Source organism: Fervidobacterium sp., from assembly GCA_026419195.1.
Lineage (GTDB): Bacteria > Thermotogota > Thermotogae > Thermotogales > Fervidobacteriaceae > Fervidobacterium.
In genome coordinates, this window is the sequence record JANZZV010000003.1 from 48,581 (window position 1) to 66,593 (window position 18,013).

The 18,013-nt window shown below is 36.1% G+C and carries 20 protein-coding genes; 6 read left to right on the forward strand and 14 right to left on the reverse strand.

Going from position 1 to position 18,013, the window contains the following annotated elements:
• Positions 1–5: 5 nt before the first annotated feature.
• The 7 genes from N2Z58_02155 to N2Z58_02185 all read right to left on the reverse strand — a co-directional run bounded on the left by N2Z58_02155 (position 6) and on the right by N2Z58_02185 (position 6,868).
• Complete coding sequence (locus N2Z58_02155) at positions 6–287, reverse strand: DUF370 domain-containing protein (protein ID MCX7653466.1); 282 nt, start codon at positions 285–287, stop codon at positions 6–8.
• Positions 288–324: 37 nt separating this feature from the next.
• A complete protein-coding gene (locus N2Z58_02160) occupies positions 325–1,200 on the reverse strand; it encodes a YicC family protein (protein MCX7653467.1) in 876 nt (291 codons plus the stop codon).
• 117 nt (positions 1,201–1,317) lie between these two features.
• Positions 1,318–3,192, reverse strand: coding sequence for a transketolase (locus N2Z58_02165; protein ID MCX7653468.1), 1,875 nt, complete (start codon positions 3,190–3,192; stop codon positions 1,318–1,320).
• 20 nt (positions 3,193–3,212) lie between these two features.
• Positions 3,213–4,367, reverse strand: coding sequence for an iron-containing alcohol dehydrogenase (locus N2Z58_02170; protein ID MCX7653469.1), 1,155 nt, complete (start codon positions 4,365–4,367; stop codon positions 3,213–3,215).
• Between the two features lie 136 nt (positions 4,368–4,503).
• Positions 4,504–5,427, reverse strand: coding sequence for an ABC transporter substrate-binding protein (locus N2Z58_02175; GenBank protein ID MCX7653470.1), 924 nt, complete (start codon positions 5,425–5,427; stop codon positions 4,504–4,506).
• Entirely contained in the window at positions 5,424–6,137 is a 714-nt protein-coding gene (locus N2Z58_02180) for an ABC transporter ATP-binding protein (protein ID MCX7653471.1), read from the reverse strand. The genes N2Z58_02175 and N2Z58_02180 overlap by 4 nt, the downstream gene beginning before the upstream one ends.
• Complete coding sequence (locus N2Z58_02185; GenBank protein MCX7653472.1) at positions 6,122–6,868, reverse strand: ABC transporter permease subunit; 747 nt, start codon at positions 6,866–6,868, stop codon at positions 6,122–6,124. Before N2Z58_02185 ends, N2Z58_02180 begins: the two co-directional genes overlap by 16 nt.
• Before the next feature lie 159 nt (positions 6,869–7,027).
• Between N2Z58_02185 and N2Z58_02190 the strand changes: the two genes are divergently transcribed.
• The gene (locus N2Z58_02190; protein ID MCX7653473.1) at positions 7,028–7,297 is read left to right on the forward strand and encodes a hypothetical protein; all 270 of its coding nucleotides are present in this window, start codon (positions 7,028–7,030) and stop codon (positions 7,295–7,297) included.
• Between the two features lie 77 nt (positions 7,298–7,374).
• Here the strand turns inward: N2Z58_02190 and hydE are convergent, their stop codons facing one another.
• The 4 genes from hydE to N2Z58_02210 all read right to left on the reverse strand — a co-directional run bounded on the left by hydE (position 7,375) and on the right by N2Z58_02210 (position 10,453).
• Positions 7,375–8,406 carry a [FeFe] hydrogenase H-cluster radical SAM maturase HydE gene (hydE, locus tag N2Z58_02195; protein MCX7653474.1) on the reverse strand — a complete coding sequence of 344 codons (1,032 nt, stop codon included), beginning with the start codon at positions 8,404–8,406 and terminating at the stop codon, positions 7,375–7,377.
• 14 nt (positions 8,407–8,420) lie between these two features.
• Positions 8,421–8,669, reverse strand: a complete 249-nt coding sequence (locus N2Z58_02200; protein MCX7653475.1) for a hypothetical protein — start codon at positions 8,667–8,669, stop codon at positions 8,421–8,423.
• Positions 8,656–10,065, reverse strand: a complete 1,410-nt coding sequence (gene hydG, locus N2Z58_02205) for a [FeFe] hydrogenase H-cluster radical SAM maturase HydG (protein MCX7653476.1) — start codon at positions 10,063–10,065, stop codon at positions 8,656–8,658. Before hydG ends, N2Z58_02200 begins: the two co-directional genes overlap by 14 nt.
• 142 nt (positions 10,066–10,207) lie before the next feature.
• Positions 10,208–10,453: an iron-only hydrogenase system regulator gene (locus tag N2Z58_02210; protein MCX7653477.1), complete on the reverse strand. Its 246-nt coding sequence runs from the start codon at positions 10,451–10,453 to the stop codon at positions 10,208–10,210.
• Positions 10,454–11,218: 765 nt separating this feature from the next.
• Between N2Z58_02210 and N2Z58_02215 the strand changes: the two genes are divergently transcribed.
• The 5 genes from N2Z58_02215 to N2Z58_02235 all read left to right on the forward strand — a co-directional run bounded on the left by N2Z58_02215 (position 11,219) and on the right by N2Z58_02235 (position 14,561).
• Positions 11,219–11,488, forward strand: a complete 270-nt coding sequence (locus tag N2Z58_02215; protein MCX7653478.1) for a hypothetical protein — start codon at positions 11,219–11,221, stop codon at positions 11,486–11,488.
• Between the two features lie 61 nt (positions 11,489–11,549).
• A complete protein-coding gene (gene flgA, locus N2Z58_02220; GenBank protein MCX7653479.1) occupies positions 11,550–12,494 on the forward strand; it encodes a flagellar basal body P-ring formation chaperone FlgA in 945 nt (314 codons plus the stop codon).
• Positions 12,495–13,091 carry a flagellar basal body L-ring protein FlgH gene (locus N2Z58_02225; protein MCX7653480.1) on the forward strand — a complete coding sequence of 199 codons (597 nt, stop codon included), beginning with the start codon at positions 12,495–12,497 and terminating at the stop codon, positions 13,089–13,091.
• Between the two features lie 32 nt (positions 13,092–13,123).
• Positions 13,124–14,128, forward strand: coding sequence for a flagellar basal body P-ring protein FlgI (locus N2Z58_02230; protein ID MCX7653481.1), 1,005 nt, complete (start codon positions 13,124–13,126; stop codon positions 14,126–14,128).
• Positions 14,129–14,153: 25 nt separating this feature from the next.
• Entirely contained in the window at positions 14,154–14,561 is a 408-nt protein-coding gene (locus N2Z58_02235) for a rod-binding protein (protein ID MCX7653482.1), read from the forward strand.
• On the opposite strand, the gene N2Z58_02240 is transcribed toward N2Z58_02235, so the two are convergent.
• The 3 genes from N2Z58_02240 to clpX are packed head-to-tail and all read right to left on the reverse strand — an operon-like array spanning position 14,517 to position 17,927.
• Positions 14,517–15,617 carry a hypothetical protein gene (locus N2Z58_02240; protein ID MCX7653483.1) on the reverse strand — a complete coding sequence of 367 codons (1,101 nt, stop codon included), beginning with the start codon at positions 15,615–15,617 and terminating at the stop codon, positions 14,517–14,519. The genes N2Z58_02235 and N2Z58_02240 overlap by 45 nt on opposite strands.
• A 31-nt stretch (positions 15,618–15,648) precedes the next feature.
• Positions 15,649–16,665 carry a tRNA (adenosine(37)-N6)-threonylcarbamoyltransferase complex transferase subunit TsaD gene (gene tsaD, locus N2Z58_02245; GenBank protein MCX7653484.1) on the reverse strand — a complete coding sequence of 339 codons (1,017 nt, stop codon included), beginning with the start codon at positions 16,663–16,665 and terminating at the stop codon, positions 15,649–15,651.
• Between the two features lie 29 nt (positions 16,666–16,694).
• Positions 16,695–17,927 carry an ATP-dependent Clp protease ATP-binding subunit ClpX gene (clpX, locus tag N2Z58_02250; protein MCX7653485.1) on the reverse strand — a complete coding sequence of 411 codons (1,233 nt, stop codon included), beginning with the start codon at positions 17,925–17,927 and terminating at the stop codon, positions 16,695–16,697.
• Between the last annotated feature and the right edge of the window lie 86 nt (positions 17,928–18,013).

Consider the following 18,013-nt stretch of genomic DNA (forward strand, 5'->3'; position numbering starts at 1 on the left):
GTACTCTAACCCTTCCTTATTTTTTCAAGCTGCTTTTCTATTTCCGCCATGGATTCGATAAACCTTTGCGCTATTGTCTCAGGTTGAATAGCACTGAGAATTATATGATTCGAATCAGTGATAAGAATAGATCTTGTCTTTCTCCCATACGTAGCATCTATGAGTTTTCCCTCTTCTTTTGCATCTTCCTTTAATCTTTTAAGCGGAGCACTCTCAGGATTAACAATCGCAATAACCCTGTCACCTGCAATCACGTTACCAAACCCAATATTGATTAAACCAAACATATGCTTGCACCTCCCAATTTTTTAGAAAATGACGGAATTATTCAAGGTTCATTACTTGTTCTTTAAATTGAGAAACTAAATATTTACCTTCAAGTGCCAAGCTACTTATGTCAAGCGTCTTACTTTTCGATAAAATAGTGTTGAATTCCCTTTGTATCTCCTGAGACAAGAAATTAAGCATATCTCCAACAGGCTCATCTTTCATTAGCAATTCGTCAACGCGCTGCAGGTGACTTTCAAGTCTTGTTATCTCCTCACGTATATCAGCTCTATCTGCCAATATCGCTAACGCATTTTCAAAAAGTTCTTTGTTAATCTCTACATCATCGGGTAAAATTTCTTTCATATTTGTTCTTATTCTCTCAGCAATGTATTTAGGTACTTCATTGGCTTTTGATCTTATCTCTGTCACAATTTGCCTCATTTTTCGACTCATGTTAGACAAGTCATTTACTAACTTTTCTCCTTCGGTTTTTCTTTCTTGAACAACCTGTTGAAGTACTTCTTGTAAGATCGTCGCAACGCTTTTCCAAACAATTTCTATTTCCTCATTTGAAAATTCGAATTGGAAAAGTTCCCTAAAACTTAGCAGATGACTAAGTTCAACAGGAACAGGTATGCCAAGATTTTCACGTATCTCTGATAGCATTTCATAATATGTTCGTACTAACGAGTAATCTACAGTAATTTGGACAGGTTTTATAAATCTTACCCAAACTCGTACCGATACCTTACCTTTGGTTATGTATTCCTTCACCTTAGAAATAACATCGAGTTCCTTAGAGTTCAAAAAATACGGTAGATAAACATCTACGTTGAAACCCTTAGAATTTAGAGTTTTAATTTCACAAGTAATTTTGTAGTCGTTGATTATAGATTGGATCTTTGCATATCCAGTCATGCTATATGGCATAAAAATAGCCTCCTAAAACTCATCGAGTATATTATACATGAAATTTCCAAAAATTCCAAGTATTTCATGAAAAATTAAAAATATGTGCGGAAGAAAACCTTCCGCACATTATTTCTATTATTTACAATTTAACTTACTCAATATGAACTCTGCCACTCTCTCTCCACTTAAACCGTAGATCTCAAAAAGTGCTTTTGAATCACCCGACACAGGAAATTCTGAGAGCCCAAGTTTGATAAACGTGCCAGGTAACATTCCCATTTCAAAGTATTTTTGAGCGATTAAACTCCCAAGTCCGTTTAACAAATTGTGGTCTTCTAAAGTTACAACAAAGTTTGAATATTCTCCTAAGACCTCTTCATCAAGTTTGTAAGGACAGCTTACATTAATTATGGCAAAATGTATTCCCTTTAATTTTAGTATTTCATAAGCCCTTATTGCACTTGGTACAACCGAACCAATGCAATATATTACTCCGTCTCTACCATTACGTAGTATATCCATCTTACCATACTCAAAGGTGTAGTTTTCATCAAAATATAAACTTCCATCTTCTTTTCTTATTGGATCAACTTTGCTTCTTCCCATCGCTACGACAAAATTTCCATACTCCTTAGCAACAAACCTTACAACTCTATCAGTCTGATTAGGATCGGCTGGAACAATCACTTTGAACCCATACCAAGCAAGTGGCGCCCCGATGTAGTTAAGTGCATGGTGGGTCTTTCCGTCTTCACCAACATCAATACCACAATGTGTGACCACCACCTTCAGATTGGTGCTATTAATAGCATTTAATCGATGTTGATTAAACGTTTCATCAATACCAAACACTCCAAAATCTGCAAAAAATGTAATTATTCCATCAGCAGAGAGTGCACCAGCTAAAACCGCAGCGTTGTGTTCTTGTACACCCAACTCGATGATCCTATCTGGTCGTTCTTTGTCAAGAAAATCGAGCTTAACAGAACCTTTTAAGTCGCAGTCGACTGCGACAATATTATCATTTAGTGTTGCAAGATCTGCAATTGCTCTACCAAGTGCACTTCTATTGTCTGTTGGTTTGTCGTAAAGTCTTGGTTTTCCTGTATCCACTTTAACTTCGTACTCCAACTTCACCTTTTTATGAGCAATCACAGGCAGTTCTTTTCGCATTTTGATATATTTTTCCACATCATTTTCTACCCCAAGTTGTGCGAGCGCTATTTCAAGTTCTTCTTTTCCCAAAGCTTTACCATGGTAATCTGGTTTATTTTCCATGAAATCCACGCCTTTACCAATAATCGTGTGAGCAATGATAGCCGTTGGTTTTCCATCGTTCTTAGCTATCGTAAGGGCTGATAGGATCTGTTCATGATCGTGCCCATCTATCTCAATAGTTCTCCAACCAGCAGCTTCAAATTCTGCTTTTATATCCACATACATTACTTCATGTGCATGTCCACTTATCTGAATATCATTGTAATCTACAATAACAGTAATATTATCCAATTTGTATTTCCTTGCTGTTCTTCTCGCCTCTTGCACTTGCCCTTTTGCACTTTCTCCATCACTCATAAGCACATAAACATGATAACTTTTCTTTTTGTATTTCGCAGCAAGTGCGAATCCTACACCAGCACTTAAACCTTGTCCAAGATTACCCGTTGTCCATTCAACGCCTGGAATACCACGTGTTATGTGTCCTTCAAAAATTGATGCTGGATGTCTGAATCCTGAAATAACTTCATCTCTGTCAACAAATCCATAAACAGCTAGCGTTGAATAGACGGCTGGGGATATATGTCCGTGACTTATCACAATACGATCTCTTTCTTCGTTCCATGGATCTTTTGGGTCAATATTGGCAAACGCATAAAGCGTTACAAGTATATCTATAGATGACATTGAACCTCCAGGATGTCCAGAATTTGCTACATACGTCATTTTCAAAATATCACCACGGCATTGCTTTGACAATTTTTTTAGGTGTTCGATATTCACATTCTCCACACGTTATCCCTCCGTAATTTTCAAAACGCTATCTCGTAGATTCTTCTTATATCGTCGTAATGAAGTTCTTTGACAGTTCCAAAAGGAGCATGTTTGCTCGCAATTTTCGTAAGCTCATCTATATCACTCTTTGTAAATCCTACCTCATTTAACGTGACAGGTGCCCCCATTGAAGAGTACAACTTTTTAAGTTCTTCTATTGTGGTTTCAGGCGTTATCTCTCCGTTTAACTCAAGGACATTTTTACCAAATTTAATTAACTTTTCCGATATTTTATCTTTGACATACGTCATCCAAGCTGGAAAAACAATTGCAAGTCCTGCACCATGAGCAACATCAGGATTTAAAGCGCTGATCGCATGTTCAAGCTCGTGCGAGGACCAATCTCCTCCGTTGGTACCTATGCCCGTTAGGCCGTTAAGTGCAAGTGTAGTGGCAAGACAGAAGTTGGCACGCGCTTCATAATTTTCCGCTTCTCTCAGTATAATTTGCGTAGTTTGAATAAGCGTTTTAATTATACTCTCATCGACTTTGTCTATCAGGGTGCTACCTGATGTATCGAAATAATATTCCATAACATGACTAATAGCATCGATAGCACCGTACACTACTTGTTCTTTTGGGAGCGTAAATTGCGTTGTTGGATCTACTATAGATACAACAGGATAAACGTGCTTTGAACTGAAGTAAAACTTCTCCTTTGTCTGTTCATTTGTAACAACAGCATTTCCGTTCATTTCTGTACCCGTTGCAGACATTGTTAATATCACGTAGAGTGGAAGTGCTTTCCTAACATTATACTTTCCTACGAAAGCATCCCATATATCGCCCTCATAGTAAAATCCTGCAGCTATTGCTTTTGCACTATCAACAACACTTCCTCCACCAACTGCAAGAATAGCCTGAACGTTGTTTTGTCTTGCAACCTCTATAGCTTCATGTACCTTCGATAGTACAGGGTTTGGTCGAACACCGGATACTTCCACTTTTTCCACACCATTTTCAATCAGCGATCTGACAACTCTTTCGTATACACCATTCCTCTTTATCGAACCACTTCCATAGAGCAAAAGTACCTTCTTTATGCCATCTTTCTTAAGGTATTCACCTATCTTTTCCACTGTACCTTTCCCAAAGACTAGTTTTGTCGGATTATGAAACACAAAATTTTCCACTTTGTTCACCCCCACTTTTTGAAATTCTTATACATGATCAGTATTTATCATTATACCACCAAGTCTTCTCAAAATCAAAAATAGGTAGGCAAAAAGCCTACCTATTTTTCTCGTTTATTATCTTTGATACATTGACCTATTTAGTTTCAATAAAGAACTTTTCATCTGGAACTTTCGGCATACCCTCTGGATAAAGCTCATTAAGCCTTCTTAAATAATTAAGCACTTCCTCTTTGCAGTCCTTTGAAGATACATAGTTGTACTGACTTCTTGAGAGAGAGGTTTTCAACACATTAGTTGGAATACCTAATTGTTTACTCGTTATTTCAACAGCTTTATCTATGTTATTGTAAGACCAGTTTAGGCTTGCAATGAAAGATTTCTCAAAGAGCCTTACTGTATTTAAGTAATCCTGCAACTTTCCAGTCACAAATATTCCGGTTATAGGAATACCATATTTGGTTCCACTGGCTTTGTTCCATTCGTCCTGTAAGTCAAGGATTATTTTTCCTTTTGACAGTGTCATCGTTACGAAAGGTTCGGGAATCGCCGCTAATCTTATCTTACCTGAGTTAAATAGTGATACTATTTCCTGAGGCTGTGCGTACGCAAATGTAACGTCTTTATCTGGTTCCAACCCGTTTTTGACAAGTAAATATCTCATCACAACATCGGCAGTTTGACCCCGTCCGTGAGCAGTGTATATCTTCTCACCCTTTAGGCTTTGATAATTTTTAAATTCAAAATCGGTTGAAGCAACGACATAAAATAATCGCCAACTGTATACACCAACAAGTCTTACGTCAATACCTTTTGTATACAAATTTGCAGCAAATGTTACTGGTAAAGCTGCAAAGTTCACTTTCTTAGATACAATATAGGCCGTAGCCTCATCGAGTGTCTTCCAAAACCTCATATCAAGTGCGATATCGGTTTTAACCTCTTTACCAATCAGCCCAGCTACAGGGAAGATCGTTGGACCAAAAGGATTGATAAAACTTACTGCATAGATCCAGATGGAAAGAAAAATCATAGCAAGTACGAAAAACTTTTTAGTCATACACTCCACCTCCTCATAATTTCCGATAGTATAGCTGATTCCATTTTTTGAAATTCTTCAGATAGTGCATTCTTTGGTATGTGTTTTGTCTTAAATTCTCCAATTATTCTGCTTGGTTTATCACTAAGTAATATAATTCTATCTGCTAACAAGAGCGCTTCACGTATATCGTGAGTAACAAGGATCATCGAAAAATTTCCTATTTTTCTTTTTTCTATAATATCTTCTATTATTGAAAGCTTCATATGGACATCCAAAGAAGCAAAAGGTTCATCCAAAAACAAAACTTCTGGATCTGAGATTAAAGCCCTTGCCAAGTTCACCCTTTGCTTCATACCGCCACTGAGCTTTGAAGGTAAGTAATGAGCAAAGTTTTCCAGACTAAATGTCTTGAGAATGGAAAGAGCCCTTTGTTCATCATTATAAACAAACAAAATATTTTCAAGTACATTTTTCCAAGGTATCAATCTTGGCTCTTGAAAAACATAACCTATCTTTGAAAAGTATTTTTGTATATATCCATTGTAGTTTTTGTCAATCCCTGCTACGATTTTTAAGAGTGTTGTCTTTCCACAACCAGATGGACCAAGAAACGCTACTGATTCGCCTTTAAGTAGCTCAAAAGATAAATTTTCTATAACTTTTAGTTTTCCAAAGAATTTTTCCAGATTTTTAACACTCAATATTACATCATTCACACTAATTCCCAATTCTTAAGTAACCTCCTTACAAGCCTATGAACAATGCTTTCTACAATCAATCCTATAGTTATTATTACGATTGTGTAAGCATAAACTTTTTCGACAGAAACAGACTGCCTTGCCCAAGCTATCAGCACACCAATCCCTTTTTCCCCACACATATATTCTGCAACAACAACAACCTTCCACACATTTCCAATGACAACCTGAAGTGTTGAAACAAATTGAGGGATTATTGAACCAAGATACACATCCTTCAAGATCCTACTTTTTCGTACATTGTAGACATGTGCCATCTCGATAAGTCTTTTGTCAGTTGTCTGGATACCAACTGCTGTTGATAAAATTGCGTGCGGAAGCAACGATAGAAAGCTAACAACAACAGGTCCAGTCCAACCAATACCCCAAATGAACATCACAAGCGCAAGCCAGGTTACTATTGGAAATGCTTGCATGAACAGTATAAAAGGTCGTGAGATCTCATAGAGAATATCGTTCAGACCAACCAAGAAACCTAACACCACACCAACAAAAACTACAGAAAAAAGCACAACCAATACCTTTGACAATGTTTGTACCAAGTTCATCCAGAAAATTTGTTTAGTTATTTCATCTGCTATCGTCAAAAAAACACTCAAAGGATTGGGTAGTATCAACTGTGAATTGATAAGATATGATGCAATTGTCCAGATGAAAAATATAAATAATATGCCGACAATATAATTAGCTTTTTCTACCAATGTTTATCTCCTTTCATTTAGGATTATTCAAATCGTCCTCTAAGTTTGTAATGTATGAAAAAATTGACATGGTATAAACAAATTTGATATAATATTAAAGGTACAAGTTTCGGTTTCGTATTTACTTTTTATTGAATTCCATTAAAGGAGGTGTATCTCATGGCAAGAGATATTACAGTGAGAACGGTTATGGCTGTCTTGGTTGACAAAAGAGAACAAGCCGCTGTTGAAGTACAAAAACTTTTAACAGAGTATGGTTGTTATATAAAAACAAGGCTTGGTCTTCATGAAGGTGCAGGTCAATATTGTTCGCCAGTTGGTTTAATTATACTAGAGCTTGTTGACGATGAAACAAAGCATGATGAGCTTTGCCAAAAGTTAAACCAAATTGATGGTGTAACGGCCAAGTACATGAAACTTGAGCTGTGAACAAATGATCTATTAAAATTTTCAAAGACAACGTATGATAACAAAATGGTCAGCGGTACGCTGACCACTTATTTTTATTATACCATATTGGAAATGTATCCAGATTTTCGATAGCCGTAACCTTCCCCTACTTTTAAACCTAAACCTTTTATCATTGTCCTTGTGCACTCAACACACGCAGTGTCTTTTTCAAACAAACATATTTTTCCCGGGTAAAGTGAATAATTGGGTCTGTAAGGATTCGGTGTTAAATTCGGCATTATTACATTGGCGCCGTATTTCAAACCGAGCTGCCTTCCAAATGGATTTATAGAACCAAGTGCTGTTGTGGCAGGTATATTAGCAGTTGGTATTATTATCCTTGCAAGTGCAATCATCTTAAGTGTTGTATACAAATCACCGCCACCTTGATTTGCTAAGGGTGTATCGGGATTAGGTATAAACGGTCCTATACCTATCATATCTGCATCAAGTTCTTTTAAAAAAGCAAGATCGAGCGCCAGATCGTAATATGTCTGACCAGGAAGACCAACCATACAGCCTGCACCAGTTTCGTAACCAAGGCGTTTCAATTCAAAAAGATGTGCTTTTCTGCTTTCAAATGAATCACCAGGGTGCAGCTTAGCATAAAGTGATTTAGAAGCCGTTTCATGACGCATTAGATATCTATCAGCTCCAAATTCTTTCCAGATTCTATACTCTTCAAAAGTACGTTCTCCTATACTCAAAGTTATTGCAACGTCCAATTTCTTTATTTCGGTTATCAAAGTATTTATCATTTCTGTTGTGTAATACGGATCTTCCCCTGATTGAAGGACAATAGTTTTAATACCAAGCCTTGCAATAAGTTTTGCCCTTTCTATAATTTCCTCCAGGCTCATCCGGTAACGAACAAGATTCTTATTCTCTGATCTAAGACCACAGTACAGACAACGTTGAGAACAATAATTAGAAAATTCAATAATAGCTCTTAAGTGGACTTCTTCACCAACATATTTTTTTCTTATCTCGTCAGCTTTCTGAAATATTTCTTCGTTGTGTTTATTTGTACTAAGCAGATAGGTAATATAGTCTAAATTCACGCTTTGAATTTTTTCAAGCTCTATCATACAACCACCTCAGGTTATTTTTTTAAGTAGTAAGTAATGAAGTTAGAAATCTCTGTCAGTACTTCGGAACCTTTTAATTCCTTTTGTGAAAAAACAACATATTTATCATCCTCGTAAACTATAAAGCCTTCTGTGTAACTTTCTTGTCCAGCTCTTGCTATACAAGATAATCTCTTACCTATTTTTTCACAGATCCAAACTTTTGTGTTGAATCTTTCGGCAATCGGGGAGAGTAATTTACTGAGTTTTTCAAAATCTGACATCGCGCTCACCACGTTCAATTCTTTCAAGGTACTTAATCACGAGTTCTTTATTGTTAATCTTTTCGATTTCTTCTTGGATTAGCTTGTTACCAAGTGTTTTCGTTTGCTCTGAAGCATAGTCATTTAAGTATTCTTTTAGCGTAAATAGTGCATTCGGAGTACAGAACCTTTTAACAAAACCAGGAATAGCAAATTCCATAAAGTGTTCACCCGTTCGTCCCATTCTGTAGCAAGCAGTACAGAATGATGGTATATAACCTTCTTGGAGTAAATCATATATAACTTCTTCAAGCGACCGATTATCCCCGAGTATAAATTGACTTTTTCTGATCTTTTCTGGATCACTTTGTGAATAAGAGCCTATACCTATACTCGAACCACCATCTATTTGTGAAACTCCCATCTTAAGTACTTCTTTTCTAAGATGCGCTGGTTCTCGTGCTGTGAGGATCATACCAGTGTACGGTACAGCCAGTCTTATTATTGCAACTAATTTCTTGAAATCATCATCACTGACCTTAGCTGGTGGATTATAACTTAATTCACTACCAAGTGCTGGTTCAATCCTCGGGAACGATATCGTGTGGGGGCCCACACCAAATCGCTCTTCTAAATGAATTGTATGATAAATTAGTCCCATGACCTCATATTTCCAATTATATAAACCGAAGAGTGCGCCTATACCAACATCGTCTATACCAGCAAGCATCGCTCTGTCAAGACCGTATAACCGCCAAGCATAATTTGACTTTGGTCCTCTTGGGTGTAATTTTTTATACGTTGGTTGATGGTAAGTTTCTTGGAAAATTTGAAACGTTCCGATACCAGCTTCCTTTATGATCTTGTAACCTTCCACTGTTTGTGGAGCAGCATTCACATTTACTCTTCTTATCTCACCATTTCCAACTTTTGTATCGTAAATTATTCTTATAGTTTCCGCAATAAACTCCGGACTATATCTTGGATGTTCACCATAGACAACTATCAAACGTTTGTGTCCTTTCGACACAAGTGCTTCTACTTCTCTTCTTAGTTCTTCAAATGTTAGTGTCTTTCTATAAACTTCTGAGTTTGAATTTCTGAAACCACAGTATACACAGTCGTTAACACAATCGTTCCCTATGTAAAGTGGTGCAAAAAGTACTATCCTGTTACCGTATATCCTCTCTTTCAACGTTCTTGCCGCATGAAAAATCTCTTCAAGTAGCTTTTCGTCTTCAACATTAAGAAGTGTCGCAACTTCATCGGGTTCCAGCCTATTTTTGTTGAGAGACTTTTCAAGAATTTCCCTGACTTTCACTTTATCAGGCGATTTCGTAACTTCGAGTAACTCAAATATCTCTGCCTCTGGAATAAATGTTTTTTCATTGTCTATTTCTTTTGTGAACACATACATAAAAATACCTCCTTCATTTAATAAAATCATGTCTGTAGATTAGATAAGATAAAAGAGCCTTTAATAATTATTAATTTCAGTTCATTGATCGAGTTAAAATCTTTATCAAGCAAAGAAACAAAAATATAACAAACATCTTTGATCAATTCACCGCTATACTTTTAACTTTTACTCCTTTTATATTTCCAAGTTTTCCCGTGAATGAACCAATAATATCATTCGTCGCTTTTACTATTAAAAAAACAATCGCTATATTTTCATCTGGAACTGGATATCCAACCCTCAATCTAATAATCTCCGAATACTGATGTAATAATTCATTGACCTTTGAATACGCATTTTCCCTGTCGGTAACTATGATATCGATGGTGTAGTACCTTTCTCCCACATTAATCCCTCCATTATCCTTATGATCAAAAAATTAAATCCCCTTCCCTTGTGTACCAAGGAAAGGGGATAATTTTAGAAAGAAAACAAAAATTCGCACTCAACTCTCCCCTTTCCTTGGTGTCAGAAATGATTCCTCCACCTCAGAAAGATGTGTAATCCGATTATATGAGAAAATATTCACATGCTTTCGTATCTATTTTACTACGAAATATAAAAAAATCTACAGTCAAATATTTGAAAATGTCAAAACTTATCATCAATTATCATCAAATAAATGAAAAATATTTTAGCTATCTCAATGTTCATCTTTGTGCTATAATATGTAAAAAACTCAACTGAGAGAGAATGTCTAAATGGCAATCTTGATTGAAAAAGTTAACCACTTTGACGAAATAACAAAAAATTTAGCTTATGCGTAGTTGAAAACAAAAGCAGAACTTCAAAAATTCAAAAATGAGATGAATACACTCAAAGATGAATGACAACTTTATGAAAGCTCCAAAGATGAAATGAGCGGGTTCAAAGACTGATGTAAGAATACAACATAAAAAGACTCATGAAAGGTGAGAAAACTCTGGGGTGACTTGAAAAAAATATGAACACCTGTTGAAAATATATTCGCTCCATCAATTGACATCGTAATTGAGAAGTACTTTAAAGTAAAGCTTGATGATGTTAGTATGAATAGATTGATTAGCAAAGGTCAAGATACACTCAAGATAGATATTCTTGGTGTATCCCATGAAACAAAGAAAGCTTTTGTTTGGAGGTAAAAGAAGGTCCTGATCGTGTTGAATACGTAGAAAGATCCCAAGAAAGTCTATCTAGACTCAAAGAATCCTTACCATCCTTGGAGAATTATGAGATAGTAGGTATTTACGCAAGTTTAGACATGAGGGACTTTACGACTATCCAGCTTAACAATCGGGGAATTTATGCATTGATAATTCAAGCAGATATGTTTGAGATCCCAAATTCGATTAGTTTCGGTAAGGTTAAGAAACTAAAGCGGTGGAGTTCCACATCGTTTTAGTTTTAATAAGCAAATTCACTCGCGAGGTGCAGAGTTATTATATCCTTTGGTGGTGATTCTTATGCAAAAGAAGATTTTAACCCTTTCATTTTTCTTATTCGTCAATCTGCTATTCGCGGCTTTTGTAACATTCAAATCAGAAGTTTCTGTCTTTCCAGGTCCTGTGTTTATGAAGGATGTGATCGAAGAGACAGATATCGATACACCTACTCTCGAAAAAATTATTGTTGCTTATGTCTCAAGTAATTCAAAGTTGTCTTTAAATAAGAAGTATCTATTAAACTTATTGAAGCGTCATGTCGGGATTGTTGATACAAAACCTGATGATTTGCCAATTGTTATAATAGCAAGTAAACAAACAGTTGAAAGCAGCAAAAGCGATAGCAAGTACAATATTGTAACAAAAGATAAGGTTAACAGTATTGTGTTGCTTGAGTTGTACAAGAACTATCCCTCTGATACACAATTCAATTTAAAATGGCAATCAGGGAGTATTGTTGAACATGATGATTATGTTATTTCTATTCAAATTTCAAATAGAGCTTCACCTTTTGTACGAATAACATTACGAAGATCGGGTAAAGTAGTGGGTTATCTGACATTTCAGTACGAAGCTATACTTCTTAGGAAAGTTGCAGTCGCAAAAAGAAAGATAGAAAAGGAAGAAATTATAGGTGTAAATGATGTTGAATTTACAGTGATTAATGTGTACTCTATAGCCAAAATTCCAGTTTTGCCAGAAGATTTACCGGCTTTATCCGATAAGATTTTTCAAAAAGGCGAAATACTTGATGGTAAATACCTAAAAGATGTTCCTATAGTTGTCAAAGGGCAAATTTTAAAAGCTGTTAGTAATGTTGGCGGTGTGACTGTCTCAACCTTAGTACAATCTCTGGAGCATGGTTATGTTGGAAATGTTATAAGTGTAAAAAACCTCGATAGTGGAAAGATTTTAAGGGGTACTGTACAAGAAGATGGAACAATAATTGTTTTGGAGGTGAAGTAGTTGACTAGGAATGTTTTAGTTTTTTTATTCTTCGTGACTTTTACAATATTGTTCTCCTCTTCGCTTTATACAACATCTTCAAATAATCAATTCAAAAATTTGCTTGGAGAGTATAAAGCAACAAGAGTTGGTGATGCAATTACTATTGTGGTGTTTGAATCTCCACGGATTTCTACCTCATCTCAGGTCAATTCTCTCACAAATGCATTTATAAATGCTATAAACACTGGTACGAAACTTGTTGGACTCGACTTGAGTAAATATCTTCCAGCAAATCCTTCTCCAAATGACAAAAGGGATAATAAAAGTCAAGCCAATGCTGTAGTTCAATTGACAGCTGTTGTAAAACAAGTTGATGAGAGCGGTAAAATGTTTGTCGAAGGACGAAAACAGATAAAAGTAGGTAACGACTTAAGGGAAATAATCGTAACAGGTTGGGTGCATCCTCAGGCAATTAAACCAGGAAATATTGTAAATTCCACAGATTTGATAAACGCACAGATATGGGAAAACGGTAAGTTGGTTTTTCAAGATGATCCTCAACAAAGTACTTGGCTTGGATTGTTACTCTCAGCGATAGCCAGCTTCTTCAAATAAATTTAATAAAAAATGTGTTGGGAGTGATACAAGTGAAAAAAAGAATGCTTGTTTTGGCATCTTTGATTTTAATGTTTTTACTTCCTTCATTATCACTTTCAGTAAATGTTAGAATCAAAGATTTTGCCAAATTTAGAGGTGCTCGAGATAATCAGCTATTTGGAATTGGTCTTGTTGTTGGTTTGAATGGTACGGGTGACAGTGGGACGTTGAATTCAACATTACTTGCAAACATGATTAAAAACTTTGGGATAAACGTTAATCCCAACGATTTGAAGACACGTAATGCTGCCCTTGTTATGGTAGTTGCAGATATTCCAGCTTTTTATAAACCGGGAATGAGATTGGATGTTGAGATAGCAAGTATAAACGATGCAAAGAGTCTTAGAAATGGAATATTGCTACAAACGCCTCTTTATGGAGCAGATGGAAATGTATACGCCGTAGCTCAGGGACCTATCTCTGTGGGTGGCGAAGACGCGAAAGGTAGCGTTAATTTACAAAAAAGGTTTCCCGTTGTCGGCTATATACCAAATGGAGCCATTATTGAACGTGAAATACCATTTACAATAGTTGATTCTAACTCAGTAACTATATTAATTAACCGACCGGATTTTACGGTGGCAGCCAGGACTGCTTTGGCGATAAACACCAAGTTTGGGACCAACATCGCTAAAGCAATAGATAGTTCAAGTGTCAAAGTTGCTATACCAAAAACCTTTCTGGAAGATGTAATTTCATTCTTAGCATTACTTGAGGAGATAGAAGTTCCAATGGATGTAGCTGCTCAGGTAGTTATAAATGAAAGAACAGGAACAGTTGTTTTCGGAGGAGATGTAATCATATCTGACTTTGTGTTGTCCTATGGCAACTTTGTTATCACTATTGTAAACGGAAAAATAGAGGATAAAAAAGCAACAATAGGCAATTTAATAACTGCTTTGAAATCTCTCGGTGCTACTCCTCAAGACATAATAGCAATCGTACAAGAACTTCATAAAGCTGGTGTGATATTTGCACAGCTGAAAATAATGTAAAAGCGGAGATGTGGAGACGGAAAACATGGACTTAAGAATTAATTCTCAACAGTCTTTTAAAATAAATAACAACATTACGAAAATCATAGATCCAAAGTCCGAAGAGTACCAAAAGCAGCTTCGAAAAGTCTCGGAAGAATTTGCCGCTTGGTACATATACGAGGTTTTCAAAAAGATGTACAACACCGTTCAAAAAAGTGGCTTAATCCAAGAAAGTTTTGGAGAACGCTGGTTTCGGGAAATGTTACTTCAACAATACGCCCTTAAATCAGCGAAAACGGACTTGAAAGATCTATCTGAGATGATTTACAAAGCGTTAGGTGGCAAATTGAATGTGGAAGATATCCATTCAGCAAAAAATTCAGTAAATAGAAATGAAAATCTTAAATTACTGAATCTTTTCATTCTTCAAAATCAAAAATCTGGAGAGTGAAGGTGCTGATAATAATACATAATCATCTATCACGTCTACTAAAATGTATTGACTTCCAATTCGAGTAAGCGCACTTTTCAAGAAGTGCGCTTTTGTTTTTATTGAAAAGGACAAGTTAATTTCTATCTCCATACTTCCCCTGTAAGCAATTGGACCGTGCTGGGATACAACAACTAACTCCCCACTCCTTGTATACAGCTGAACATCAGAGAATCTTCCCAAGATAAGTGATCTTCTAAGTAACCTTTGAAGTTGTAAGCTGTTAATTCTCAGCTTGGGTTCAAATGATCGACAAAGATTTCTGATTCGATCTGGACTTTCTTCAGCCAAATCACCACAAAACGTATAATAGTTCGCCGCTTCTATATGTAATTTGAGTACCGAACCATCAAAATATATTGTCAATTCTTCAGTTTGCTCAGTATCTAATGCTTTAATGATGTGCCTTGACGAAACATACGGTATGCGAAGTGAAAATTCCCTGAATTCCTCATCTTTGTTTTCCAACTTAGATTCTGACTTTAATCTTACATAAGAAACAATTCCCATATGATGAGAAATGAACTCAACACCGTCCTTCGTTATAAAAAAATTTGTGTAACTTCCCTCTTCAAGAAAGCAAGAAACAAAATCAAGTTCATTGATAAACTTTTTTCTGGATAATCTTAATAATCTTATATGCAAATCCGAGATTTTTGGAAAACAAATTTCTTTTCCTGCATAATTAACGCGGAGTCTTAAGATTTCGTTCTGACATTTGAAAGTTATCATATTATCTTGAAATAGTAAATTTACTTTTCCATTAAGCTCCAGCGAAAATTGCTTTACCACATCAAGTGGTATCTCAAAAGGTTGGAATGTTTTTGGGAAAAGATATGGAGCCAAATCAAAATATCCGTATAAACAACCATCTGAGGCTAATAAATACAATTTACCCTCATATGAAAAAAGAGATATCTTCCTGTTTGATTGTTCGAGTGTGCCACAAACTTTATCAGCCTTTTTTAGAATGTCTTTAAGTTTTCCAGAATCAATCTCAATAGTGAACATTCCCATCCTTGTCTACCTTTCACCTGGTAATTTTCCATTATTTCATTCCCATCATTTCAAAGAAATTAGGTACAGGTTCTATTCTAAGAGTATCATATTTTCCTTCACGCAATTTTTCCATCCCCGCTCTTGCTATCATTGCCGCATTATCAGAGCAATATTCAAACGGTGGTGTATAAAAATTAAACTCATTAGAATATTGCTGAATTTTTTCCCTTAACCTACTATTTGCGGCCACACCTCCTGCTATAACTATGTCTTTGATTTCATTATCTTTTGCCGCTTTAATTACCTTGTAGATCAGTACATCTATCATTGCCTCTTGTGCACTTGCTGCCAAGTCGGCAATTGGCAGATTTTCTGCGTTGTATCCTTCTTTCGCTAATCTTTTCACTTCATAAAGTACGGCAGTCTTAAGTCCAGAAAAGCTGAAATTGTAATCAGAGTCATACATCTTTGGTCTTGGAAAATTAAAAGAGCTGGGATCGCCATACTTTGAAATTTTGTCTATCTCTGGTCCTCCAGGATAACCAAGTCCAAGAATCCGTGCAATCTTGTCAAAAGCTTCTCCAACAGCATCATCAACACTTCTTCCTAAGATCTCAACTTCATTTTGAACAGATACTTTCAAAATCAACGTATGTCCGCCTGAAACCATTAGTACTATATATGGAGGGTTTAGGTTAGGATAGACAAAATAATTTGCATAAACATGACCTATGATATGATTAACACCAACAATTGGTTTATTAAACCTAAGGGCGAGCCCTTTTGCAAAAGATATACCAACAAGTAACGCACCAATCAAGCCTGGACCTTGTGTTACAGCTATACCATCTATCTTTGATAAATCCACCTCTGCTTCGTTCAGAAGTTGCAAGAAAAGAAGAGGGAGCTTCTTAAGATGCTCCCTTGCAGCTATTTCAGGTACAACACCACCAAATTTTTTATGAGTTTGTATTTGAGAATAAACGAGATTTGATAATACCTTATTATCTTCAACAAGAGCAATTGATGTTTCATCACAACTTGTTTCTATTCCAAGAACTAACATTTGATCACCTTTTTCAAAGTTTATCGATCTTAAGCAGACTGTTTCATATAGATTTTTGGTCTTTCCCTTTTAGTAACACACTCTTCTGTAACGATGACTTTTTCAACGGCTTTCAAATCTGGAATATCGAACATGATATCAATCATTACTTCTTCAAAAACGCTTTTCAAAGCTCTTGCACCAGTTCCTCTGCGTAAAGCTTCTTTCGCTATTGCGTATAACGCACCTTGATCAACCTCAAGAGTTACACCGTCTATCTCAAAGAGCTTTCTGTATTGTTTTAAGACAGCATTCTTTGGTTCCTTTAATATCTTCACAAGATCATCCACACTCAAATCTTCGAGTGTACCTATAACCGGAAATCTACCTACAAATTCGGGCATAAGACCATACTGAACAAGGTCATCAGGTGTCACATGTCTTAAGATATCACCTAACCTCATTTGTTCCTTGCTTTTTACAGGCGCATTGAAACCTATCGTGCTGCCTTCTATCCTTCGTTTGATGATTTCGTCAAGTCCATCGAATGCTCCCCCAACGATGAAAAGTATATTCGTAGTATCAACTTTGATGAATTCCTGATAAGGATGTTTTCTACCGCCTTGAGGTGGTACGTTCGCAACTGTGCCTTCAACAATTTTCAGTAACCCTTTTTGCACACCTTCACCACTAACATCTCTTGTGATAGACGGGTTCGGTGATTTACGCGCTATTTTGTCTATCTCGTCGATATAAATTATACCGTATTGTGCCCTTTCAACATCGAAATTTGTAACTTCAAGTAATCTCAAGACAACGTTTTCAACGTCTTCACCAACGTATCCTGCTTCTGTTAAAGGTGTGGCATCCGCTATTGCAAACGGCACATCTAGTATCCTTGCAAGGATACGTGCCATGAGAGTTTTACCACTACCAGTTGGTCCAATGAGAATTATATTGGATTTTTCAATCTCAACATCACTTGTATCTCTTCCAAAGAATACTCTCTTATAGTGATTATAAACAGCAACCGACAAAATCCTTTTGACACGCTCTTGACCAATCACGTATTTATCTAACTCTGCTTTAATTTGAGATGGTGTTGGTAGTTCTCTTCTATCTTTTGGACCAACACCTACAGTTTTCAGTTTCTTGTCACTTTGCAAAATATCGTGAAAAAGCTCTACACATTCACTACATATATAGACATTACCTGGACCTGCTATCAATTTCTCAACCTTATCTGCTGCTCGTCCACAGAAAGAACAAAATTTTTGAGCCATGTAAATCCTCCTTCTTCGAGTCGTTTTTTAATCCTTTTATCCTTTTAATTTTATTATACAACAATCTTTTCAATTTTACAAAGTCT